Genomic DNA, 22047 nt, shown 5'->3' with positions numbered 1-22047 from the left:
CGCGCTTCAGTCGTCAGCCGGCTGCTACCCGCGAGTCCACTGCTGGGTCGCGGTGGTCGCGTCGCACGTCGCGAGCGCGAGACCCCAGTCGTTCTCCGGTGCGGCGAGGCAGAGGCTGGGATTCGCGCCGCTGCTGATCGTGAGGTCGCCGTTGAGCGCCCACTGCTGGTCGATCGCGCCCGTGCAGTCGGCGATCATGAGGGAGCCGCCCGCGACGACGGGCCCGACCGGCGCCACGCACATGTCACCGTAGATCGTGAGCTCGTGCTCCGCCGTCCAGTCGAACGACTGGTTCCCGCCCCCGTTGCAGTACCAGAGCCCGAGCGTGGTGCCCGCCGTCGTCGAGAATCCCGGCACGTCGACGCACACTCCGTGCTTCACGTTCACGAGGGGCTCGCCGGGAGGGGCGGGAGGCAGGGTGTTGAGCTGCTCGTCCTTGACGAGGCCCCAGCCCCACTGGATCTGCGCCAGGCCCGACTCGTTCGTCACGTCGAGGCCGCCATCAGCGCTCACGGTCGTGAGCGTGTACGCGTCGTCGGTGCGCAGGCCCGGCCAGTACACGAGGCCGATGCCCTGGTCGCGGGCGACCTCGGTGAGCGCACCGAGGTACGACGTGTAGACGTCGCCCTCGTGATTGCCGTAGTTGAGTCCCGTCGTCATCGGCGAGCCCGCCTCGGAGACGACGGTGCGCCAGCCGTACTCGCCGATTCGGGGCAGCAGGTTCTGCTTCCACTCGTCTTCGGTGGTGTGGCTCGCCCAGAACCCGTAGAAGTGCAACGACAGCAGTGTCCCGTCGAGCTCTTCGGCCCCGCCGACGCCCGTGACGTCGTCGTTGTAGCCGGTGCCGGAGATGATCACTCGCTTGCGCGGGACGTCACTGTGGGCATCGAGCCAGTCCGAGCTGATGGAGACCCATTCGTCGAGGGTGTACCCGAATGGCTCGTTCATCGGCTCGAAGTACACGTGGGGGTTCTTCCCGTACTCCGCGACCACGATGTCCCACATCGCGTCGAACGCCGCCTGGTCGTCGGCCCGGCCGTCCTTGGCGTCGTCGCCCTCCCAGTAGCTGAGGATGACCTTGAACCCGTGTCGGGCGGCGGCGTCGATAGCGCCTTGGTACGATTCCCACCAGTCCGTGCCCACGCTCGAGGGATTGATGGGCAGCCGCACCGTGTTGGCGCCCACCTCGTGGCGGAACTCCATGACGATATCCGACGCCTTGGCGTACGTCGTGCGGTAGTCGTCAGCAGTGCTCAAGCCCGAGGGCACGACCTCGTCGTCGGCGTAGTTGTCGCGTGGGTCGGCCCAGTTGACCCCGCGGAACTCGCTCGTGCCGTCGGGCCCGGTCGAGGGAGCGGCGACGGCCGGGAGCGGAGCGGCCACCGCGACGAGCAGGGCTGCCCCGAGGACGATTCCGAGTGCGTTTCTCATCGGTCTCCAATCATTCGGCGCATCGGTGCGCCTGAATGCGGGATGTTGACGTCAACATCGTCCCGAAGGTCTCACATCTCGGCCATCGGGCGCAAGCGGTCCCGTCCGACCGTCCCGATGAATTCGGTGGCCGCGAAGGAGATCACCGATTGCCGCACCGGCCACCTGGGAGCAAGATGGGCTCGTTGTACGAGGGGAGCGTCCATGCCCGAAGACGAGTATTCCGAGGCGCTGCGCGTGGCCGAACAGCGGGCGCGCGACTGGCTCGCGTCAGTCGCCCAGCGTCCGATCAACCCGAACGCCGACGTCGATGAGATCAAGGACGCACTCGGTCGCATACTCGCCGACGAGGGGCAGGATGCCGCGGCCGTCGTCGACCATCTCGCGACCGCCATCGAACCCGGCCTCATCGCGATGGCGTCGCCCCGGTTCTACGGGTTCGTGATCGGCGGCACCTATCCGGCAGCCCTGGCCGCGGACTGGCTGGTCTCCGCGTGGGATCAGAACACGGGGTCGCGCACCCCGACTCCCGGCGCCGCCGCCGTGGAGGAGCTCGCGGCCGCATGGTTGCTCGACCTGCTCGGCCTTCCCGCGGGATCAGGCGTCGGGTTCGTCACGGGAGCAACGATGGCCAACTTCTCCTGCCTGCTGGCGGCGCGCGGGAGTGTGCTGCGGGCAGCGGGGTGGGATGTCGAACGGCACGGATTGCAAGGCGCCCCGCGCGTCCGGTTCCTCGCCGGCGATGCGGTGCACAGTTCCATGGTCGTCGCGGGCCGAATGGCGGGCTTCGGCCTGCCCCGCACGGTCGGCGCGGATCCGCAGGGACGCATCGACGTCGACGGGCTCGTCGCCGCATTGGGTCAAGACGACGGCCCGGTGATCGTCGCTCTCCAGGCGGGCGACGTGCACTCCGGAGCGTTCGACGACTTCGCCGCAGCGATCGCCGTCGCGCATGCGGCGGGCGCGTGGGTGCACATCGACGGTGCCTTCGGTCTCTGGGCTGGAGCGAGCCCGGCGCTGCGGCACCTGGTCGCCGGCTACGAGGCCGCCGACTCGTGGGCGACCGACGCGCACAAGACCCTCGACGTGCCCTACGACAGCGGGGTCGCGATCGTCGCCGATGAAGCGGCGATGGGTGCCGCGCTCGCCATCCATGCCGCGTACCTGCCGGAGGTCGGCGCCGTGGCCGAACCCTACGACCACACGCCCGAGCTCTCGAGGCGCGCGCGCGGCATCCCCGTGTGGGCGACGCTCAGCACATTGGGACGGCACGGAGTCGCCGACCTCGTCGACGGGATGGTCGCGGCGGCGAAGGGGCTCGCCGACGGCTTCGCCGAGACGCCGGGACTCGAGGTGCTGAACGACGTGGTGTTCACCCAGGTGTGCGTCGCCGCAGACGACGACACGCTCACGGGGGCGCTCGCCGATCGCCTTCGCGCTGACGGCGTGGCCTGGGCCTCGCCGTCGCGGTGGCATGATCGCGCCATCGTGCGTTTCTCGGTGAGCAATCGGGGCACGGATGCCACGGCCGTCGAACGCACGATCGGCGCCGTCAGGAGCGCACTTGCCGCAGTGCGCGACGCGTGAGGAGCATTCGCGCGGCGATGCCGGCGCCCGCGACGACGACCGCGACCACGAGCGGCGGCACTGCGAGGTTCGGCTCGAACAGCGCCGCGCGGAACACGCTGATTCCGTAGTCGAGCATCTCGCCGAGGTAGCGGGCCAGCACCCGGCTGCCGACCGCATTCGCCACCGCGGTCAGCAGCGCCGGCGTGATCCAGAGCATCAGGAGGCTCGCAACCGCGGCGATGAGCCGGCCGACGGTGTTGACGCCGCCCCACGCGATCGCCGCACCGATGAGCACCGGAGGCGCCCAGCGCACGGCATCGAACAGCCACGACGGTTCGCCGATGAACGCAGGACCCTGCGGCGAGAGCAGGGCGTGCAGCCAGACGCTCGACAGCAGCGCCGGCACAGCCAACCCGATGACCGCGCCGCCGCGCGGGGCGCGCGCGATGAGCGCCAGCACGCCGAGGCCCAGCACGATGGCGGTGCCCGCACAGGCGAGGAGTGCCGTGAGATAGAGCGACGACATCGAATCGTCGCGCAGGCCACCGCCGACGACCACCGCCGTCTGCGTCAGTGCGACGAGATCCACCACAGCGACGCCGAGCACGAACATCGCGAGCCCTCCCTTCGGCGTTCGGCGACGGATCGAACGCGCGACGACGCCGGCGGCGGCCGAACCGATGACGATCACGGCAACGATGAGCGACACCGCATACTGGCTGAACGGGAGCAGCACGAGGGGCATGTCGCCGGGCAGCGTGTCAGTCGCCCAGAGGTTCTGCAGCGGGAGCCGCAGCCCCGTGATGAGCCACGGCAGCAGACCGAAGACCGCCGAACCCACCCCGATCAGGAGGAGGAGCCATCTCGGCAGTGGTCGCGTTGAGCGTGGATGATCGCTCGCCGGCGTGATGGTCGGCTGTTGGACTTCGTGACCGGTCGTCATGCTCAGCCATCTTGGCATCGAGGCGCTTCGCGAGCATGCCGCGCGTCGAGCGCTTGTCTGGCGTTCAACGCGGGCTTACACTGACTGCGCGATATAAGAATGCACTGTTCGTTTATCGAATACGACCCACAATGAAGTGAGGAGAGGCCGTGCAGTTCCACCACTACGGCTACGTGTCCGGTGACCCGCGGGTGCAGCCCGCTGCGGGCGTCGGCATCGACCGACCCGATGAGCTGCCCGACCAGGTCGACGTGCTCATCGTAGGTTCCGGTCCGGCCGGCATGGTCGCCGCGGCACAACTCGCGCAGTTCCCCGGTGTCAGGACCCGAATCGTCGAGCGTCGCGGCGGCCGCTTGGAGATCGGGCAGGCCGACGGCATCCAGGCGCGCAGCGTCGAGACCTTCCAGGCTTTCGGCTTCGCCGAGCGCATCACGGCGGAGGCGTATCGCATCACCGAGATGGCGTTCTGGAAGCCCGACCCCGACGACCGCTCGCGCATCGTGCGTGCGGCGCGCACCGTCGACGACCCCACGGGCATCAGCGAGTTCCCCCACCTGATCGTCAACCAGGCGCGCGTGCTCGACTACTTCGCCGAGTTCGCGGCGAACTCGCCGGCCCGCATCCGGCCCGACTACGGCTACGAGTTCCGCACGCTCGCGGTGACGGGCGAGGGCGAGTACCCGGTCGCCGTCACGCTCGTGCACACGACCGGCGAGCACCAGGGCGAAGAGCGCATCGTGCGCGCCAAGTACGTCGTGGGCGCCGACGGTGCCCGCAGCGCCGTGCGTGACGCGATCGGCGCCAAGCACCTCGGCGTGAAGGCATTCCACGCGTGGGGCGTCATGGACACGCTCGCCGTCACCGACTTCCCGGACATCCGGACCAAGTGCTCGATCCAATCGGAAGCCGGCAACATCCTGCTCATCCCGCGAGAGGGCGGGTACCTCTTCCGCATGTACGTCGACCTGGGTGAGGTGCCGCCCGACGACCACGGAGCCGTGCGTCAGACGAGCCTCGAGCAGGTCATCGCCAAGGCGAACGAGATCCTGCACCCCTACACGCTCGACGTGAGGAACGTCGCCTGGCACAGCGTGTACGAGGTCGGTCACCGGCTCACCGACCGGTTCGACGACGTCCCCGTCGATCACGAGGGTGGCCGCGCGCCGCGGGTGTTCATCACGGGCGACGCCTGCCACACGCACAGCGCCAAGGCCGGCCAGGGCATGAACGTCTCGATCCAAGACGGCTGGAACATCGGCTGGAAGCTCGGCTACGTGCTCGACGGTCGCAGCCCCGAGCGCCTGCTCGAGACCTATCACGCCGAGCGTCACGTGGTCGCGAAGGACCTCATCGACTTCGACCGGGAGTGGTCGACGCTCATGGCCAAGAAGCCCGAGGAGTTCGACAGCCCGTCGGAGCTCGAGGACTTCTACGTGCGCACCGCCGAGTTCCCGGCCGGCTTCATGACCCAGTACGCACCGTCGATGATCATCGCCGAGGCGACGTATCAGGAGCTGGCCACCGGCTTCCCGGTCGGGAAGCGCTTCAAGTCGGCACCGGTCGAGCGGGTCGCCGACGGCAATCCCGTGCACGTCGGTCACCACCATCGCGCCGATGGTCGGTGGCGCATCTACGCGTTCGCCGACCCGGCGGGGTCGGGGACGTCGGATGCCTCGGCGCTCGCCGAGTGGGCGAAGTGGCTGGCCGAGGCATCCGATTCGCCGCTCCTCGCCTTCACTCCCGAGGGCGCCGAGCTCGACAGCGTGTTCGACGTCAAGGTGGTGTACCAGCAGGACCACACCGCGGTCGATCTCGGGAAGGTCCCCGACGTGTTCCTCCCGCGCACCGGGCCGTTCGGGCTCATCGACTACGAGAAGGTGTACGCCACCGACCCGCGGAACGACATCTTCGAGCTCCGCGGCATCGACCGAGGCGGCGCGGTCGTGGTGGTGCGCCCCGATCACTACGTGGCGAACGTGTTGCCGCTGGGCGCGACGGGCGAGCTGGCCGACTACTTCCGGGGGCTCCTGCTCCCCCGCTGAGCCGGCGAGTCAGGCGCCGTAGGCTCGGGCGACGCGCTGGGCGGCGAGCTTGAGGCGCTCGGCGATCTCGGCCTCGGGCCGGGGGAACGACACGTGGATCACCGCGATCGCCGCCGGCGGCTGGCCCGACAGCGTGAGCGGAACGGCGACCGACCGGAGCGACGGCACCACCTCGTCGTGACTGCGGGCATAGCCGCGACTGCGGCTCTCGGCGATCTCGTCACGCAGCGCCTCGGACACGTCGGGCGGCCACGCACCGTCGGGGAGCGCGAGCAGGATCGCCTTGCCCGGGCCGCCGCGGGTGATCGGATGCCGGTGCCCCGGCCGGTACGACACCACCGCCACCGACTGGCGAGGCGAGGCGCTCACGAGCGTGACGGCCTCGTCGCCGTCGACGAGCACGGCGAGCAGGCACGTCATGCCGAGCTCGTTCGCGACCTCGTTGAGCTCGGGCAGCGCAAGGTGCTGGAGGTCGCGGGCGACGCCCGACGCGAGCGCCGCGAGGCCGGTGCCGAGCGCGAGGCGGCCCGCCGCGTCGCGGGTCACGAGGCCGTGGTCCTCGAGGGTGCGCAGCAGCCGGTAGGCGACCGAGCGATGCACTCCCAGTGCGGCCGCGAGTTCGTCGATCGAGAGGTTCCGGTCGGCGGCGGCGAGGACCTCGAGCATGCGGATGCCGCGACTCAGCGTCTGCGAGCCCGCTTGCGTCGCCGCTCTCTCCGCCATCCGCTACACACCTCTCCCCGTTCGTCCGATACTAGGACGAGCCGACCGGTAATCGAACAGGATGACCGACCGTCGTCGGCCACGGACCCGGTCAGGAGCGGCGCGCGGTCAGGTGAACGTGCACGGTGGCACCGGCCTCCTTGCCGATCGCACGCCTCGCCTCGGCGGTCACCGCGAGCTTGTGCCGTCCGTCGCCGAGCGCCATGAACGACCCGTGGAACAGGTGACCGTCGACCTCGCCCGATACCTTCACGAGCCCGCGCGTGCCGAAGAACTCCGCGGACCGGGGCCAGATCAGATATGTCCACCCGCCTGGCCGCCGGGCTGCGTTCGAGCACGGCGTCGAACGACTCGTCGATCGGGCCGACTGGGATCCGTGATGCTGGTGCCTTCGTCATGATGGTCATGATCTCTCCTCCTCGGGGGTGATACCAGTGAGTCGGAGCCGAAATGCCGATCTCGACAACGCGCACCGCTTTCGCCCGCTGAAAGAACCGCCGATCTTTCCACTCGGATCGCGGCGAATCCATCGAACGGATGCCCCGCGGCGACGTACGCTGAACGACACGTGCAGCAGAGCCGCCGCACCGACCCACCGGCGGCACCGCTGCACTCCCGTGCGAGAAGGAGCATGTGTGCGAGTCGGCATCCCGAGAGAACGCCGCGAGGGCGAGCGACGTGTCGCCGCGACGCCCGAGACGGTACGACAACTGACCGGGCTCGGGCTGACGCTCGTCGTCGAGCGGGGGGCGGGCGAGGCATCCGGCCAGGCGGACTCGAGATACGCCGAGGCGGGCGCAGAGCTCGTCGACGCACTCGACCTCGGTGCGATCGACGTGCTCGTGCACGTGCGCCCGCTCACACCGGCGACGCCCGGCCGGCTTCGACGTGGGGCCATCACGGTCGGTCTCGGCTCGCCGTCGACCGAGCTGCCGACGGTGCGGGCGCTGCGCGACGCGGGCGTCACGGCGTTCGCCCTCGAGCTCGTGCCGCGCATCTCGCGCGCCCAGTCGATGGACGCCCTCACGAGCCAGGCGCTCGTGGCCGGGTACCGATGCGTGCTCGAGGCGGCGATGCGGCTGCCCCGGTTCTTCCCCCTCTACATGACCGCGGCGGGCACCATCCCGCCGGCCAAGGTGCTCGTACTCGGCGCCGGCGTCGCGGGGCTGCAGGCGATCGGCACGGCGAAGCGGCTCGGCGCTCGTGTGTCGGCCAACGACGTGCGGCCGGCCTCGGCCGACGAGGTCGCCTCGATGGGCGGCACGTTCATCTCGCTCGACCTCGAGACCGCCGAGGCGGCCGGCGGCTACGCGAAGGAGCTCGGCGAAGACCGCGCCGCCCAGCAGCGACGACTGCTCGCTCCGCACATCGCCGACGCCGATGTGCTCATCACCACCGCGGCGATCCCGGGCCGGCCCGCGCCGCTCCTCGTCACCGCCGAGATGGTGGCCGCGATGCGCCCCGACTCCGTCGTCGTCGACCTGGCGGCCGAGTCGGGCGGCAACGTCGAGGGTTCGGTCGCCGGCCGTGACGTCCTGGTTCCGACGGCGAGCGGCGAGGGCACGGTGACGATCGTCGGCATGAAGGATGCCGCGTCGACGATGCCCGCCGACGCCTCACGGCTCTACGCGAAGAACGTCGCGAACCTGCTCGCCCTGATGACCGCCGATGGACTCGTCGAACCCGACTTCGGCGACGAGGTCATCGCCGGCGCCTGCCTCACGCACGCGGGTGAGGTGCGGCATCCGCCCACTGCCGAGGCCCTCGGCGCCGCCGTCGAGAGCGGATCGCTCGCACCGGCCGATGCCGCTGAGACGACCGCGCCCCGCACCGACCCGGAAGGACAGCTCTGATGGATGGCATCGCCCTGCTCACGATCACCGTGCTCTCGGTGTTCGTGGGCTTCGAGGTGGTCTCGAAGGTCTCGAGCACCCTGCACACCCCGCTGATGTCGGGGGCGAACGCGATCCACGGCATCATCCTGGTCGGCGCGATCATCGTCGCCGGCCAGGCGGCCGACGGGTGGACGCTCGCCCTCGCCCTGCTCGCCGTGGTGCTCGCGACCGCCAACCTCGTCGGGGGCTTCGTCGTGACCGACCGCATGCTCGAGATGTTCCGCGGCCGCAAGGCGGCGCGTCGATGACCATCCTCTCCCCCACCTCGACGGCCGTGCTCTACCTCGTCGCCGCGATCTGCTTCATCCTCGCCCTGAAGGGCTTGAGCTCGCCGAAGACCGCACGCCGCGGCAACCTCATCGGCGCGGCCGGCGCGCTCATCGGCGTCGTGACCGTCTTCCTCTCGATGAAGCTCGACAACATCCCGTGGATCCTCGCGGCGATCGCCGTCGGCTCCGCCATCGCGGCGCCGGTCGCACGCCGGGTGCAGATGACCCAGATGCCGCAGCTCGTCGCCCTCTTCAACGGCGTCGGCGGCGGTGCGGCCGCGCTCGTTGCGTTGCTCGAACTGAGTCACACGGATGACCCGTGGGTGCGGCTCGCCGTCGTCTTCACGCTGCTCGTCGGCGCGATCTCGTTCTCGGGCTCGCTCGTGACCTTCGCGAAGCTGCAGGAGCTCATGACGACCCGCCCCATCGTGTTTCCCGGCCTGCCGGTGATCATGGCCGCCGCGCTGCTCGCGGCGGTCGGGGCATCCGTCGCCGTCATCATGACCGGCAACGGCTGGCTCGCGGTGCTGCTCCTCGTGTTCGGGCTGCTCACGGGCGTGCTACTCGTGCTGCCGGTCGGCGGCGCCGACGTGCCGATCGTGATCTCGCTGCTGAACGCCTTCACGGGCCTCGCGGTCGCCGCCTCGGGCCTGGTGCTCGGCAACGTGCTGCTCGTCGTGGCCGGCACGCTCGTCGGGGCATCCGGAACCATCCTGACCCGCGCGATGGCGTCGGCCATGGGGCGGAGCGTCACCGGCATCCTGTTCGGTGCGTTCAAGGGCGGCTCGACCGCGGGTTCGACCGTGGCATCCGATCGCCCGGTGCGCTCGTCGAGCGCCGAGGACGTCGCCGTGCTGCTCGGCTACGCGCAGAAGGTCGTCATCGTCCCCGGCTACGGCCTCGCGGTCGCGCAGGGGCAGCACACGATCGCCGAGCTGCAGTCCGAGCTCGAGTCGCGCGGCATCCAGGTGGTGTTCGCGATCCACCCGGTGGCCGGCCGCATGCCCGGTCACATGAACGTGCTGCTCGCCGAGGCGAACGTGCCCTACGAGTCGCTGAAGGAGATGAGCGAGGTGAACCCCGAGTTCAAGACGGCGGATGTCGCTCTCGTCGTGGGCGCGAACGACGTCGTGAACCCCGCGGCGAAGACCTCGCCCGGCTCGCCGATCTACGGCATGCCGATCCTCGAGGTCGAGCAGGCGCCGCAGGTCGTGTTCCTGAAGCGGTCGATGCGGCCTGGGTTCGCGGGCATCGAGAACGAGCTGCTGTTCGAGCCGCAGACGACACTGCTCTTCGGTGACGCGAAGGAGTCGCTCGGCAAGGTGCTCGCCGCCGTGAAGGCGCTCTGACGGGGCGGTCAGCACACGACGCGTAGGATGGATCGGTACCCCCCTCCGACGTGAAAGAGGTCGCCGTGGCCACCGCCCGCGATGCCGCCCCGGAGCGCGCCCAGTACTGGGCCGTCCCGGTCGTTCGCGGCATCCTCGCCCTCGTGCCCGCCGCCGTCATCACGTTCTCGCCGAACCACTCGCCCGCGTTCGGGCTCCTGGTGTTCGGCGTGTGGGCGATCGTCTCGGGTCTCGTGGTCGGGGCGCTCTCGCTGCGGCTGACCGTCGAGCGCGGCATCCGCACGCTCTTCGCCGTGAACGGCGTCGCCACGGTCGTCGCCGGCATCCTCGCGGTCACCCTGCCGGGCGTGCTGCCGTTCCTGCTCTACCTCGTGAGCGTGTGGGCCGCGGTGACCGGCATCGTCGAGCTCTTCGCCGGGCTTCGCGCCCGCGGGCACTCCGCCGTCGCTCGCGACTGGATCGCGGTCGGCGTGTCCACCGCCGTGCTGGCGCTCGTCTTCCTCGTCGTTCCGCTCGACGCCGTCGCCGCCGTCGGCTTCCTCGGCGGGTACCTCGTGATCGTCGGCGTCTACCTGCTGATCGCCGGATTCTCACTGAAGTGGGCGGCGGCGCCCGTCGTGCCCGCACCCGCCTCCGCGGACCCCACGGCATCTGAAACGGAGCAGCACTCGTGACCCAGCCCTCCGGCGACTACAAGCCGAGCCGTCGCGACGTGCTGCGTCCCGTCGAGTACGTCGGCGGCGCCGCGATCGCTGCGATCTTCACCGGCGTCGTGGTGCTCGTGACGGCACGTGAGCTCACGCTCGCGCTCATCCTCGCCGGCATCGTGTTCATCGTGGTGCTCGTCGTGCTCGCGCTTCTCGCGATGGCCGTGAAGCCGAACGCGGAGGAGTCCGCAGAGCTGCACGAAGGCGACGGCGACGCGCCGCCGCCGGCTCCCGAGGGGCCGACGCGCCACTGACGCCGGCCGTCGGGCGGGGCCCTAGAGCTCGTCGACGAGCTTCGACGCGATGCCCGTGTACGTCGCGGGAGTCAGGGCGAGCAGGCGCTGCTTCGCGGCATCCCCGATCTCGAGGCCCTCGACGAACGCGGCGAGCTCGGCCGCGCCGACGCGCTTGCCCCGCGTGAGCTCCTTGAGGAGCGCGTAGGGATCGGAGATCGTCGAGCGGCCGGCGACGACCTCGGCGCGGATCACCGTCTGGATCGCCTCGCCGAGCACCTCCCAGTTGCCGTCGAGGTCGTCGAGGAGGAGCGACTCGTCGAGGTCGACCTCGCCGAGGCCGCGCTGGATGTTGTCGAGCGCGAGGAGCGAGTGGCCGAATCCGACGCCGATGTTGCGCTGGGCGCTCGAGTCGGTGAGGTCGCGCTGCAGGCGCGACGTCACGAGGGTCGCGGCGAGGGAGTCGAGCACGGCGCAGGAGAGCTCGAGGTTGGCCTCGGCGTTCTCGAAGCGGATCGGGTTGATCTTGTGCGGCATCGTCGACGAGCCCGTGGCACCGGCCTGCGGGATCTGGCGGAAGTAGCCGAGCGAGATGTAGGTCCAGATGTCGGTCGCGAGGTTGTGCAGCACCCGGTTCGCGTGGGAGATGCGTGCGTAGAGCTCGGCCTGCCAGTCGTGCGACTCGATCTGCGTGGTGAGGGGGTTCCACGTGAGGCCGAGCGACTCGACGAACTGACGAGACACCTCGGGCCACGCGACATCCGGAGCCGCGACCACGTGCGCCGAGAACGTGCCGGTCGCGCCCGAGAACTTGCCGAGATACTCGGTGGCCTCGACCTGCTTCGCGATGCGCGTCAGGCGATGCACGAAGACCGCGAGCTCCTTGCCCATGGTCGACGGCGTCGCAGGCTGGCCGTGCGTGCGCGAGAGCATCGCCGCATCGCGGTGCTCGACGGCGAGGGCCTCGAGGGCGTCGATGGCCGCGCGGTACTTCGGCAGCCACACCTCGCGCACCGCGTCGCGCACGGTGATGGCGTAGGAGAGGTTGTTGATGTCTTCACTCGTGCACGCGAAGTGCGTGAGCTCGGCGATGGCGTCGAGGCCGAGCAGTTCGAGCCGGCGGCGGACGTAGTACTCGACGGCCTTCACGTCGTGCCGGGTGGTCGCCTCGAGAGCGGCGAGCTCGTCGATGTCGGCCTGCCCGAACTCGGTGACCACCGACCGCAGCTGCGCACGCTGGTCGGGCGAGAGCGGCGAGGTGCCGAAGAACCCGCGATCGGTCTGCGCGATGAGCCACTCGACCTCGACCTGCACGCGCGCCCGGTTGAGGCCGGCCTCCGACAGGTGCTCACCGAGCGTTCCGACGGCCGAACGGTACCGGCCGTCGAGCGGGCTGAGCGGCTGGGGAGGCAGCGAAGTCATCGGATTCCTTGTCTGAGAGCGGGAGCGAGTTGCCGGAAGAGCGCCGACGTCGACCGCTCTATCATCTCAAGCACTCGGTCGAACATCGCCGCGTCGGAGTAGTACGGGTCGGGGACGTCGTTCAGGGTGCTGAGCTCGGGCTCGAACTCGAGCAGCAACCGCACCTTCTCCTGCTCGAGCGTCGTCGGCGCCCAATTGCGGAGGATCCGGGCCTGGCCGCGGTCGAAGGCGACCACGAGGTCGAGTCCCGGGAAGTCGGTCGCGTCGAACTGGCGTGCGCGATGGTGCGAGCCGTCGTAGCCCGCACGGGCGAGCGCGTCGATGGTGCGCTGGTCGGCGGGCTCGCCGACGTGCCAGTCGCCGGTGGCCGCCGATTCGATGGCGAGGCGGCCGGCGAGCCCGGCACGTTCGGCGTGGGCGCGCAGCACCACCTCGGCCATCGGCGAGCGGCAGATGTTGCCCGTGCACACGAAGGCGACCCGGAAGGGCTGCGCGGCGTCCCCGGCGGGTTCCGCTCGCGTCATGGGTTCCATTGTGGTGGAGATCGGCGCGGTGCACAGCAGGAATCCTCACGCGTGAGGCCGGGCGCCCCGCGCGCTAGGCTGGTCGGTCCGTCGCGGACGCGCCCGGCGGCGAATTTCGAGCGAGGTGATTCGGTCTTGGATGCCCCTGCGCCCGACCTGCACGTCGACGAGGCGCTCGCGGCGCGGCTCGTGGCGGCGCAGCACCCCGACCTCGCCGGCCCGGTGCGTCTCGTCGCCAACGGCTGGGACAACGCCATGTTCCGCCTCGGTGAGCGCTTCGCGATCCGGATGCCGCGGCGCACGTCTGCCGTCGGGCTCGCGCTCAACGAGCAACGGTGGCTTCCACTGCTCGCGCACCGGTTGCCGCTCCCGATCCCGACGCCGGTGCGCGTCGGACTGCCCGCGCCCGAACTCGGCTACGACGCGCCGTGGAGCATCGTGCCGTGGCTCGACGGCGTGAGCGCCCTCGAGTTCGACGCGTCCGCACGCGCCCTGGCCGCGACGCCGCTCGCGGAGTTCGTCACCGCGATCGGCGTCCCGGCGCCGCCGGATGCCCCGGTGAACGTGTACCGAGGGGTGCCGCTCTCGCAGCGGGATGACACCGTGCGAGCGCGGTTGACGGGCGGGAGGGTACCCGACGCCGAGCGACTCGTCGCCGTGTGGGATCGCGCGCTCGCGGCATCCGTCTGGTCGGGTCCGAAGCTGTGGCTGCACGCCGACCTGCATCCGACCAACCTGCTGCTCACGCCGACTGGCTCGCTCGCGGCGGTCGTGGACTTCGGCGACGTGACGGCCGGAGACCCGGCGACCGACCTCGCGACGGCCTGGCTGACCTTCGACCCGGCGGCTCGTCGCGTGTTCCGGGCGGAGGTGGAGCGACGTCGTGCCACAGATGAGGCGACGTGGCATCGGGCGCGCGGCTGGGCGCTCGTGATCGCCTCATCGATCGTCGAGCAGGCCGGCACGTCGTCGGCTTTCGGCAGGGTCGGGGCGTACGCGCTCGAGCAGGTGCTGCTCGACTGAGCGGGAGTGGTCCTCCACACGGTGACCGTCGGAGGCGGCCTGCACGGAAGCGGGCGTGCGGGCGATCTCGAGCCGGCGTGGGCGCGAGACTCGTCGCGTGTACGACTCCGATCCGTTCGTCGCCGCACTCGGCGGTCGGCCCATCACGCCCGATCGGGTCGAGGCGGCGCGCGCCCTGCTCCTGATGCTGCGGAACCTCGTCGCGGAGGTGAGCGGTGCCGTGCCCGGCTCGCTGCCGTCAGGCCTCGGCCGCTGGCGATCCGCGGCCGCTGAACGCTATTCGCAGCGCCTCGACGAGCTGCGCAACTGGGCCGTAGGTGCTCGGCAGTCGCTCGAAGACGCCGAGGCGCAACTCGTCGACCGCATTCGGCGCATGGAGGCGCAGCTCGACGTGCAGGCGGCGCAGGCCGCGCGCACGGCGGAAGCCGAGGGAGTCGAGAGGGTCGCGGGGGTCGCGGGCACTCCGGATGCCGCCCCGGCAGCGGCTCCGAAGCATCCGGCGCCTTCACTGCCTTCGGCCGACTCGCGACGAACGCTTGCACGCAACAACGAGCTGGGGGCCGCCCTGTGGACGACGCGCTGACCATCACGAGCGGCGCGACCACCGCAGTGGCGACCGACGAGCTCTTCGTCGATGCCGCACGCCTCGGCAGCCTCGAGGGGGCGACGGCCGATTGGCTCGAGCGCGCCGGGATCATCGCGCGAGGGCTTCACGAGCTCGACCTGCGAGAGCCCGCCGCTCGGTGGGACACGACCTCTCCCGGCTGGAGCATGGCGAGAGCACTCCAGCATCTCCGTGAGGTGCATGAACGTGCCGGCTCGCTTCGCTCGGCGCTCATCGAGAGCGCCGAGCACTACGGCGCCACCGAGCGCCAGATCGAGTTCGCGTGGCAACTCGGCGGCCGCATCGGCGCATGGATGCTCGGCGTGGCGGCCCCCTTCCTGATCGTCCCTGCCGTCGTCGCGACCGGCGCACATTCGCTCGCCGAGCGCCTCGGCCTGACCAAGCCGCTCGAAACGCTGGTAGCAGAGCATCGGGGCCTGCTCTCCGACCCCGCGTTCGTGCGGCTCGTGCGCACGGTGGCCGACTCCGCCGACGAACTCGCCGGCGGGGCACTCGACGTTCCCGGCGTGCTCGGCCCGCTCGGGCAGCAGATCGGCGCACCAGAGAACGCTTCGATGCTCCTCGGCGCGGCCGGCCTCCTCGGCGTGGTCGCGGGAAGTCGAGTGCTCGTCGACGGCCCGGTGAAGGTGGAGCGCTCGCGACCACTGCCCGACCGTCGGGCCGACCAGAGCATGGGGCCGCCGAACGCCGATGACGTCGCGCAGCCGGTCCAGGGACGCGTGCCGGCGCCCAACGGCATCGGCGAGCTGGCCGACCGCATCCCGACGTCCGACGGCGGCGCGCAGATCCGCGTCGAGCGATACGGTGACGCCGGTGATCCCCGATGGATCGTCTACGTCGGCGGCACCGTCGACTTCAGCCTCACCGCCGGTGCCGAGACGAATGACATGACCGCGAACGTGCACGGCATCGCCGACGACTCCACGCTCGACGCCCTGCGCCTGGCCGGTGCCGACTCCGGCGCGACCGAGGCGGCGGTACGCCTCGCGCTCGAGGAAGCGGGCGCTCGGCCCGGCGACGCGCTGTTCGCGGCCGGACACTCCGGTGGTGGCGAGGTGGTCGCCGCGCTCGCCGGCGATCCCACGCTGAACGTCGTCGGTGCCGTGAGCCTCGGTGGCCCGGTCGCGTCCGCCCCGCTCGCCGAGGGCGTGCCGCTGCTCTCCATCGAGCACGATGAAGACCTGGTGCCCGCCACCGGAGGCCGCGGGCATCCGTCACCCGACCGACTGACGGTCTCTCGCAGCGTGCTCGAGGCCGGACGCGAGTACGCAGCCGCCGTGCCGGCTCACGAGCTCGTGCGCTACCGCGAGACCGCCGCGCTGGTCGACGCCTCGGAGGAGGCACGGCTCGTGGAGTTCCGTGAGCGCCTCACGGAGTTCACGGGCGGCGGCGATGGCGCGATGACGACGTGGACCGCAACGCGACGATGAGTCACGGCCGCTTCGAAATCGCCCGCCGCGGCGTCAGTCGTTGCCCGACCGCGGTCGGACGAGGAGTCCGATGAGCCAGCTGATCAGGCCGAGCACGAGGGCACCGAGCACGCCCCACCAGAATCCGTCGATGCGCAGCCCGAAGCCCATGAGGCCGCTGATCCAGTCGACGATGAGCAGCAGCAGCCCATTCACGATGAACGAGATGAGGCCGAGCGTGAGCACGTAGATCGGGAAGGCGACGACGCGGATGAACGTGCCGATGAACGCGTTGACGAGCCCGAAGATGAGCGCGACGAGCAGGTAGGTGAGCACCGTGGCGATCGTGGTGTCGTCGTAGGGCACCACGTTCACCCCAGAGACGATGAATGTCGTGAGCCAGAGGGCGAATGCGATCACGATGACCTTGACGAAGAAGCGCATGGCTCAACTTTGGCAGACGGCCCGCGGCCGGCGAAGCGGTACGGTGGAAAACGTGACCGCACCGGAGCCCACGGGGGCGAGCGTTCGCCTGCGCCCCGAGATCGCCGCCCTTCCCGCGTACCGGCAGGGGCGTCCAGCGCCCGCCGACGGCTTCAAGCTCTCGAGCAATGAGAACCCGTTCGACCCGCTGCCGTCGGTTGCCGCGGCGGTCAGCGACGCCGCCTCGCACCTCAACCGGTATCCGGATGCCTCGGCCCTCGCCCTCCGCGAACGCCTCGCCGCTCGGCACGACGTCTCCGTCGACGAGGTGCTCGTCGGCGCGGGCTCCGTGTCGCTGCTCGCGCAGCTCATCGCGGCCGCTGCCGGCCCGGGCGACGAGGTCGTCTACTCGTGGCGTTCCTTCGAGGCGTACCCCGGGCTCGTCACGGTGGCCGGCGCCACGAGCGTCACCGTGCCCAACAACGCCGACCACGGCCACGACCTCGACGCGATGGCTGCGGCCGTCACCGATCGCACCCGCGTCGTGATCGTCTGCTCGCCGAACAATCCGACCGGCACGATCGTCACCGCGGTCGAGTTCGAGGCGTTCATGTCGAAGGTCCCGAGCGACCGGCTCGTGCTGCTCGACGAGGCCTACATCGAGTTCGTGCGCGACGAGCCAGAAGCCGTGGGCAGAGCCGTCGATGGCACCGCTCTGCTCGGCCGCTACCCGAACCTCGTGGTGCTGCGCACCTTCTCGAAGGCCTACGGACTCGCCGGGCTTCGCGTCGGCTACGCCATCGGTGCCGTGCCGATCCTCGACGCCGCGCGTTCCACGGCCATCCCGCTGGGCGTCACGGCCACCGCCTCCGCCGGAGCGATCGCCTCGCTCGAGCCCGACGCCGAGGCCGAGCTGCTCAACCGGGTCGACGTCATCGTCGAGCGTCGCGACCGGCTCCGCGCCGCTCTCGTCGAGCAGGGCTGGCCGGTGCCCGTCGCCCAGGGCAACTTCGTCTGGCTGCCCACCGGCAACGAGACGACCGCGGTCGCCGAGCGACTGTTCGACGCGGGACTCGTCACCCGCGCGTTCCCGCTCGACGGCATCCGGGTGTCGGTCGGCGAGGAGGAATCTGTCGATACCCTCCTCCGGATTCTCGGGGAGCTTGTTCCGGTCTCACAAGAAGGGCGTCCCGCATAGCGGGTAGCGTGGAACGGTGGCAGCCCGCGAGAGAGACTTCACCGCGCCGACGGTCCAGCTCCTGACCCCAGAGGGCGAGTTGCGTCCCTCGGCTGAGGCCGAGCCGTACCTCCCCGTCGTCGAGGCGCTCGACGACGCCACCCTCGAGCGGTTCTACCGCGACATGGCCGTCTCGCGACGCATCGACCTGGCGTGCGCGAACCTGCAGCGGCAGGGCCAGCTCGCGCTCTGGGTGCCGAGCCACGGCCAGGAGGCCGCGCAGGTCGGCTCGGCACACGCCGCCCGCCCGCAAGACCATCTCTTCCCGTCGTACCGCGAGCACATCGTCGGCATCATCCGCGGACTCGACCCGGTGCGCATCCTCGCCCTCCTCCGCGGCGCGACGCTCGGCGGGTGGAACCCCGAGGAGAACGGCAACTTCCACCTCTACACGCTCGTGCTCGCCTCGCAGACCCTGCACGCCACGGGCTACGCCATGGGCATGCAGTTCGACGGCGCCACCGGCACGGGTGACCCCGAGACGGATGCCGCGGTCATCGTGTACTACGGCGACGGCGCCACCTCCCAGGGCGACGCGAGCGAGGCCCTCGTGTTCGCGTCGAGCTACCAGACGCCGCAGGTGTTCTTCATCCAGAACAACCAGTGGGCGATCTCGGTGCCCGTCTCGCGGCAGTCGCGCAGCCCGCTCGCCGGGCGCGGTCACGGCTTCGGCATGCCGGGCGTGCGCATCGACGGCAATGACGTGCTCGCGAGCTACGCCGTCACGCGGCAGTCGCTCGAAGAGGCGCGCGGCGGCCACGGCCCAAGCCTCATCGAGGCCGTCACCTACCGCATGGGCGCACACACGACCGCCGACGATCCCACGAAGTACCGCACCGACGGCGAGGTCGAGTACTGGGCCGAGCGTGATCCGATCACGCGCTACCGCAGGTGGCTCGAGGGCCGCGGGGCATCCGCCGCGTTCTTCACCGACGTCGACGCCGAGGCCGCCGAGGTGGCTGCCGACCTTCGCCGCCGGGCGCTCGACGTGCCGGCGCCGACCCGCGAGAAGATCTTCGCGCATGTCTACACCGACCAGCACCCGCTCATGGATGAGCAGTCGGCGTGGCTCCACGCCTACGAGTCGGGTTTCGAGGGAGGCGCAGCATGAGCGCACGCACCGACCACGAGCAGCAGGTCGCGGTCACGGATGCCGCAGCGCCCGAGTCCGTTGCCGCGACGCCCGCCGAGGCATCCGTCGCCGAGCCCGAGCGCCGCGGCGTGCAGACCCTGTCGATGGCGAAGGCGATCACCGCCGGCCTCCGCGACGCGATGCGCGCCGACGACAAGGTGCTGCTCATGGGCGAGGACATCGGTCCGCTCGGCGGCGTGTTCCGCGTGACCGAGGGGCTCTCGGCCGAGTTCGGCGACAAGCGCGTACTCGACACCCCGCTCGCCGAGTCGGGCATCGTCGGCACCGCGATCGGCCTCGCGATGCGCGGCTACCGGCCGGTCGTCGAGATCCAGTTCGACGGCTTCATCTTCCCCGCGTTCGACCAGATCACCACGCAGCTCGCCCGGCTCACGCTGCGCCACGACGGCGCGCTGTCGATGCCGGTCGTGATCCGGGTGCCCTACGGCGGCCACATCGGCTCGATCGAGCACCATCAGGAGAGCCCCGAGGCGTACTTCGCGCACACTCCGGGCCTGCGCGTGGTGAGCCCGTCGAGCCCGCACGACGCGTACTGGATGATCCAGAGAGGCCATCGCCTCGAACGACCCCGTGCTGTTCTTCGAGCCGAAGAGCCGGTACTGGCCGAAGGGCCCGGTCGACCTCGATCACTCGGGCATGCCGCTGCACGCGAGCCGGGTCATCCGTCAGGGCACGGATGTCACGGTGGTCGGCCATGGCGCCATGGTCTCGACATTGCTGCAGGCCGCCGACATCGCGGCCGACGAGGGCACGAGCATCGAGGTCGTCGACCTGCGCTCGCTCTCCCCCATCGACTACGGCCCCCTGCTCGCGTCGGTGCAGCGCACGGGTCGGCTCGTGGTGGCTCAAGAGGCCTACGGATTCGTGAGCATCGGGTCCGAGATCGCGGCGACCGTGGCCGAGCGGGCGTTCTACTCCCTCGAGGCGCCGGTGCTGCGCGTGTCGAGCTTCGACACCCCTTTCCCGCCGGCCGCGCTCGAGACCGAGTACCTGCCGAGTCCCGACCGGGTGCTCGAGGCCGTCGACCGGGCACTGAAGTACTGACGGCGCGCCGCGGCGCACTGACATGACGACGACGGCATAGATCGACTGCGAGGGTGTAGACATGAGCGAGATCCGATTCCCCCTCCCTGACGTCGGCGAGGGTCTCACCGAGGCCGAGATCGTGCAGTGGCGGGTCGCCCCCGGCGACCGCATCGCGCTCGACCAGGTGTTCGTCGAGATCGAGACGGCCAAGTCGCTCGTCGAGCTGCCGAGCGCGTTCGAGGGTGTCGTCTCCGAGCTCCTCGTCGACGAGGGCAACACGGTGAACGTCGGCACGCCGATCCTGGTGATCCAGACGGATGCCCCGGGCCCCGGGTCTGCCTCCCCCGCGCCGGGTGCCACGCCGGCCGAATCCGCACCGGCCCCGTCGACGGCGCCGGCCGCCCCCGCGGTTCCCGCTCCCCCGTCGGGCACCGTCGCGTCGCATGCGCCGACCGCGTCCGAGGGCGGTGGCGCGGTGCTCGTGGGCCACGGATCGTCGGGGCCGGCGCCCACACGGCGCAAGCGGCATCCGTCACCGGGTGGCGCGCACGAGAACTTCGCCACCGTGCCGGCAACCGCTGCCCCGACCGCTCCCCCGGCGTCCGCCGCCGCGGCTGCGGCGGGCACCCCCGCCGCTCGTCCGAGCGCGCCTGCTGCGCGACTCGACACCGGGGTGCCCGTGATCGCGAAGCCGCCGATCCGCAAGCTCGCGAAAGACCTCGGCGTCGACCTCTCCCGCGTCGTGCCCACGGGTCCGATCGGCGACATCACGCGCGACGACGTGATCCGCGACGCGAGCCAGGTGAGCGTCTTCCGCAACATCCAGACACCGGAGTGGCCCGAGGGGCGCGAAGACCGCATCCCGGTGAAGGGCGTGCGCAAGGCGATCGCGAACGCGATGGTGCACAGCGCGTTCACCGCGCCGCACGTGAGCGTGTTCGTCGACGTCGACGCCACCCGCACGATGGAGTACCTGAAGCGCCTGAAGGCCTCACCCGACTACGCGGGCCTGCGCATCTCGCCGCTGCTGATCATGGCCAAGGCGATGATCTGGGCAGTGCGCCGCAACCCCTCGGTGAACGCCCAGTGGACCGACGAGGAGATCGTCGTCAAGCACTACGTGAACCTCGGCGTCGCCGCGGCCACCCCTCGCGGCCTGATCGTGCCGAACATCAAGGAGGCGCAGGCGATGACGATGGTCGAGCTCGCCGCGTCGCTCGAGCAGCTGACGCTCACTGCGCGGGAGGGCAAGACGCAGCCGGCCGAGATGCAGGGCGGCACGATCACCATCACGAACATCGGCGTATTCGGCATGGACACGGGCACGCCCATCCTGAACCCCGGCGAGGTCGCGATCGTGGCCCTCGGCACGATCAAGCAGAAGCCGTGGGTGGTCGACGGCGAAGTGCGACCGCGATTCGTCACCACGATCGGTGCGTCCTTCGACCACCGGGTGGTCGACGGGGACGTGGCCTCGCGCTTCCTCGCCGACGTGGCCTCGATCATCGAGGAGCCTGCACTGCTGCTGGAGTAGTCCGCTACAGCCGGATCGCGTAGGTCACGGTGTCGGTGGTGCGCCCGGCCTCGCTCATGCCGGCGCGCTCGAGCACGCGCCGCGCGGGGAGGTTGTGGACCTCGGCCTCTGCCCGGGCGCTCGACGCGCCCGTCGAGCGAGCCAGTGCGAGGGTCTCGAGCACCGCGTGCAATGCGAGCCCTTGGCCGCGCACGGCGGGCACGAGACCGAAGGCGAACTCGATCGCGCCGTCGGGGTCGGGCGGGCCGAAGAGGTTCACGCCGCCGATGGTCGCATCGTCGGCGGAACGGCGCACGAGGTAGGGGCCGTACGGCGCCGGGTCGCCGGACTCGCGAGCGGCGTGCACGTAGGCGCTCAGCAACTCGGGCTCATCGGTGAAGGCGTAGCCGCCCTCCCACCCGTCGTGCGGGTCGACCTCGCCGGAGAGCACGCGCTCGGCATCGGCGACGGTGAACGGATGCAACGTGAGGGGGGTCGTCGTCGTGTCCACGTACTTCAGCCTTGCATGTC

Annotated in this window: 21 protein-coding genes and 1 pseudogene; 14 read left to right on the top strand and 8 right to left on the bottom strand. The window is 70.6% G+C overall.

Annotation, left to right across the window (positions count from 1 at the left end; genetic code table 11):
* Positions 1-24 precede the first annotated feature (24 nt).
* A complete protein-coding gene (locus QFZ26_RS08090; protein WP_307040981.1) occupies positions 25-1431 on the bottom strand; it encodes a ricin-type beta-trefoil lectin domain protein in 1407 nt (468 codons plus the stop codon).
* A gap of 204 nt (positions 1432-1635) precedes the next feature.
* Here QFZ26_RS08090 and QFZ26_RS08085 point away from each other — a divergent pair, with 204 nt between their 5' ends.
* Complete coding sequence (locus tag QFZ26_RS08085; protein WP_307040979.1) at positions 1636-3018, top strand: pyridoxal phosphate-dependent decarboxylase family protein; 1383 nt, start codon at positions 1636-1638, stop codon at positions 3016-3018.
* On the opposite strand, the gene QFZ26_RS08080 is transcribed toward QFZ26_RS08085, so the two are convergent.
* Complete coding sequence (locus QFZ26_RS08080; protein ID WP_307040977.1) at positions 2984-3943, bottom strand: hypothetical protein; 960 nt, start codon at positions 3941-3943, stop codon at positions 2984-2986. The two genes, QFZ26_RS08085 and QFZ26_RS08080, sit on opposite strands and share 35 nt — an antisense overlap.
* Before the next feature lie 149 nt (positions 3944-4092).
* Here QFZ26_RS08080 and QFZ26_RS08075 point away from each other — a divergent pair, with 149 nt between their 5' ends.
* Positions 4093-5985, top strand: a complete 1893-nt coding sequence (locus QFZ26_RS08075; protein WP_307040975.1) for an FAD-binding monooxygenase — start codon at positions 4093-4095, stop codon at positions 5983-5985.
* Between the two features lie 9 nt (positions 5986-5994).
* Here QFZ26_RS08075 and QFZ26_RS08070 read toward each other — a convergent pair whose 3' ends face one another.
* Together QFZ26_RS08070 and QFZ26_RS08065 are read right to left on the bottom strand one after the other, a co-directional pair.
* The gene (locus tag QFZ26_RS08070) at positions 5995-6708 is read right to left on the bottom strand and encodes an IclR family transcriptional regulator (protein ID WP_307040973.1); all 714 of its coding nucleotides are present in this window, start codon (positions 6706-6708) and stop codon (positions 5995-5997) included.
* A 91-nt stretch (positions 6709-6799) separates the two neighbouring features.
* Positions 6800-7003, bottom strand: a complete 204-nt coding sequence (locus QFZ26_RS08065; RefSeq protein WP_307044993.1) for a DUF1905 domain-containing protein — start codon at positions 7001-7003, stop codon at positions 6800-6802.
* Between the two features lie 340 nt (positions 7004-7343).
* Here QFZ26_RS08065 and QFZ26_RS08060 point away from each other — a divergent pair, with 340 nt between their 5' ends.
* The 5 genes from QFZ26_RS08060 to QFZ26_RS08040 all read left to right on the top strand — a co-directional run bounded on the left by QFZ26_RS08060 (position 7344) and on the right by QFZ26_RS08040 (position 11182).
* Positions 7344-8561 (top strand): Re/Si-specific NAD(P)(+) transhydrogenase subunit alpha, encoded by a 1218-nt coding sequence (locus QFZ26_RS08060; RefSeq protein ID WP_307040971.1) that lies wholly within the window; start codon positions 7344-7346, stop codon positions 8559-8561.
* On the top strand, positions 8561-8851 hold the full coding sequence (locus QFZ26_RS08055) for an NAD(P) transhydrogenase subunit alpha (protein ID WP_307040969.1): 291 nt from the start codon (positions 8561-8563) through the stop codon (positions 8849-8851). The genes QFZ26_RS08060 and QFZ26_RS08055 overlap by 1 nt, the downstream gene beginning before the upstream one ends.
* Positions 8848-10221 (top strand): NAD(P)(+) transhydrogenase (Re/Si-specific) subunit beta, encoded by a 1374-nt coding sequence (locus tag QFZ26_RS08050; protein ID WP_307040967.1) that lies wholly within the window; start codon positions 8848-8850, stop codon positions 10219-10221. Before QFZ26_RS08055 ends, QFZ26_RS08050 begins: the two co-directional genes overlap by 4 nt.
* A gap of 65 nt (positions 10222-10286) precedes the next feature.
* Positions 10287-10895, top strand: coding sequence for an HdeD family acid-resistance protein (locus tag QFZ26_RS08045; protein WP_307040965.1), 609 nt, complete (start codon positions 10287-10289; stop codon positions 10893-10895).
* Complete coding sequence (locus QFZ26_RS08040) at positions 10892-11182, top strand: hypothetical protein (RefSeq protein ID WP_307040962.1); 291 nt, start codon at positions 10892-10894, stop codon at positions 11180-11182. Before QFZ26_RS08045 ends, QFZ26_RS08040 begins: the two co-directional genes overlap by 4 nt.
* A 21-nt stretch (positions 11183-11203) precedes the next feature.
* Here QFZ26_RS08040 and purB read toward each other — a convergent pair whose 3' ends face one another.
* Both purB and QFZ26_RS08030 read right to left on the bottom strand, forming a co-directional pair.
* Positions 11204-12583: an adenylosuccinate lyase gene (purB, locus tag QFZ26_RS08035; RefSeq protein ID WP_307040960.1), complete on the bottom strand. Its 1380-nt coding sequence runs from the start codon at positions 12581-12583 to the stop codon at positions 11204-11206.
* On the bottom strand, positions 12580-13107 hold the full coding sequence (locus QFZ26_RS08030) for a low molecular weight protein-tyrosine-phosphatase (RefSeq protein WP_307040958.1): 528 nt from the start codon (positions 13105-13107) through the stop codon (positions 12580-12582). The genes purB and QFZ26_RS08030 overlap by 4 nt, the downstream gene beginning before the upstream one ends.
* A 135-nt stretch (positions 13108-13242) precedes the next feature.
* Between QFZ26_RS08030 and QFZ26_RS08025 the strand changes: the two genes are divergently transcribed.
* From QFZ26_RS08025 to QFZ26_RS08015, 3 genes are all read left to right on the top strand, one after another.
* Entirely contained in the window at positions 13243-14130 is an 888-nt protein-coding gene (locus QFZ26_RS08025; RefSeq protein ID WP_307040956.1) for an aminoglycoside phosphotransferase family protein, read from the top strand.
* 97 nt (positions 14131-14227) lie between these two features.
* Positions 14228-14713 (top strand): hypothetical protein, encoded by a 486-nt coding sequence (locus QFZ26_RS08020; RefSeq protein WP_307040954.1) that lies wholly within the window; start codon positions 14228-14230, stop codon positions 14711-14713.
* Entirely contained in the window at positions 14698-16185 is a 1488-nt protein-coding gene (locus QFZ26_RS08015; protein WP_307040952.1) for a hypothetical protein, read from the top strand. Before QFZ26_RS08020 ends, QFZ26_RS08015 begins: the two co-directional genes overlap by 16 nt.
* A gap of 33 nt (positions 16186-16218) precedes the next feature.
* On the opposite strand, the gene QFZ26_RS08010 is transcribed toward QFZ26_RS08015, so the two are convergent.
* The gene (locus QFZ26_RS08010) at positions 16219-16608 is read right to left on the bottom strand and encodes a phage holin family protein (protein ID WP_307040950.1); all 390 of its coding nucleotides are present in this window, start codon (positions 16606-16608) and stop codon (positions 16219-16221) included.
* Between QFZ26_RS08010 and QFZ26_RS08005 the strand changes: the two genes are divergently transcribed.
* The 4 genes and pseudogenes from QFZ26_RS08005 (at position 16607) to QFZ26_RS07990 (ending at position 21537) form a co-directional block, all read left to right on the top strand.
* Entirely contained in the window at positions 16607-17785 is a 1179-nt protein-coding gene (locus tag QFZ26_RS08005; RefSeq protein WP_373460698.1) for a histidinol-phosphate transaminase, read from the top strand. The genes QFZ26_RS08010 and QFZ26_RS08005 overlap by 2 nt on opposite strands.
* A gap of 16 nt (positions 17786-17801) precedes the next feature.
* A complete protein-coding gene (locus QFZ26_RS08000) occupies positions 17802-18935 on the top strand; it encodes a thiamine pyrophosphate-dependent dehydrogenase E1 component subunit alpha (RefSeq protein ID WP_307040946.1) in 1134 nt (377 codons plus the stop codon).
* A 125-nt stretch (positions 18936-19060) separates the two neighbouring features.
* A pseudogene (locus QFZ26_RS07995) lies at positions 19061-20021 on the top strand (alpha-ketoacid dehydrogenase subunit beta).
* A 61-nt stretch (positions 20022-20082) separates the two neighbouring features.
* Positions 20083-21537, top strand: coding sequence for a dihydrolipoamide acetyltransferase family protein (locus tag QFZ26_RS07990; protein ID WP_307040944.1), 1455 nt, complete (start codon positions 20083-20085; stop codon positions 21535-21537).
* 4 nt (positions 21538-21541) lie between these two features.
* On the opposite strand, the gene QFZ26_RS07985 is transcribed toward QFZ26_RS07990, so the two are convergent.
* Entirely contained in the window at positions 21542-22027 is a 486-nt protein-coding gene (locus QFZ26_RS07985; protein ID WP_307040942.1) for a GNAT family N-acetyltransferase, read from the bottom strand.
* Between the last annotated feature and the right edge of the window lie 20 nt (positions 22028-22047).

Origin of the sequence: Agromyces ramosus (assembly GCF_030817175.1) — a bacterium.
GTDB lineage: Bacteria > Actinomycetota > Actinomycetes > Actinomycetales > Microbacteriaceae > Agromyces > Agromyces ramosus_A.
This window is presented reverse-complemented; position numbering and strand designations above follow the sequence as displayed.

What these genes read in the sequence shown, in the direction of transcription:
- QFZ26_RS08055 (WP_307040969.1), top strand. Translation starts at nt 8,561, where the DNA reads ATGGATGGCATCGCCCTGCTCACGATCACCGTGCTCTCGGTGTTCGTG.
- QFZ26_RS08030 (WP_307040958.1), bottom strand. Translation starts at nt 13,107, where the DNA reads ATGACGCGAGCGGAACCCGCCGGGGACGCCGCGCAGCCCTTCCGGGTC.
- QFZ26_RS07990 (WP_307040944.1), top strand. Translation starts at nt 20,083, where the DNA reads ATGAGCGAGATCCGATTCCCCCTCCCTGACGTCGGCGAGGGTCTCACC.
- QFZ26_RS08070 (WP_307040973.1), bottom strand. Translation starts at nt 6,708, where the DNA reads ATGGCGGAGAGAGCGGCGACGCAAGCGGGCTCGCAGACGCTGAGTCGC.
- QFZ26_RS08050 (WP_307040967.1), top strand. Translation starts at nt 8,848, where the DNA reads ATGACCATCCTCTCCCCCACCTCGACGGCCGTGCTCTACCTCGTCGCC.
- purB (WP_307040960.1), bottom strand. Translation starts at nt 12,583, where the DNA reads ATGACTTCGCTGCCTCCCCAGCCGCTCAGCCCGCTCGACGGCCGGTAC.
- QFZ26_RS08085 (WP_307040979.1), top strand. Translation starts at nt 1,636, where the DNA reads ATGCCCGAAGACGAGTATTCCGAGGCGCTGCGCGTGGCCGAACAGCGG.
- QFZ26_RS08080 (WP_307040977.1), bottom strand. Translation starts at nt 3,943, where the DNA reads ATGACGACCGGTCACGAAGTCCAACAGCCGACCATCACGCCGGCGAGC.
- QFZ26_RS08010 (WP_307040950.1), bottom strand. Translation starts at nt 16,608, where the DNA reads ATGCGCTTCTTCGTCAAGGTCATCGTGATCGCATTCGCCCTCTGGCTC.
- QFZ26_RS08005 (WP_373460698.1), top strand. Translation starts at nt 16,607, where the DNA reads ATGGCTCAACTTTGGCAGACGGCCCGCGGCCGGCGAAGCGGTACGGTG.
- QFZ26_RS08090 (WP_307040981.1), bottom strand. Translation starts at nt 1,431, where the DNA reads ATGAGAAACGCACTCGGAATCGTCCTCGGGGCAGCCCTGCTCGTCGCG.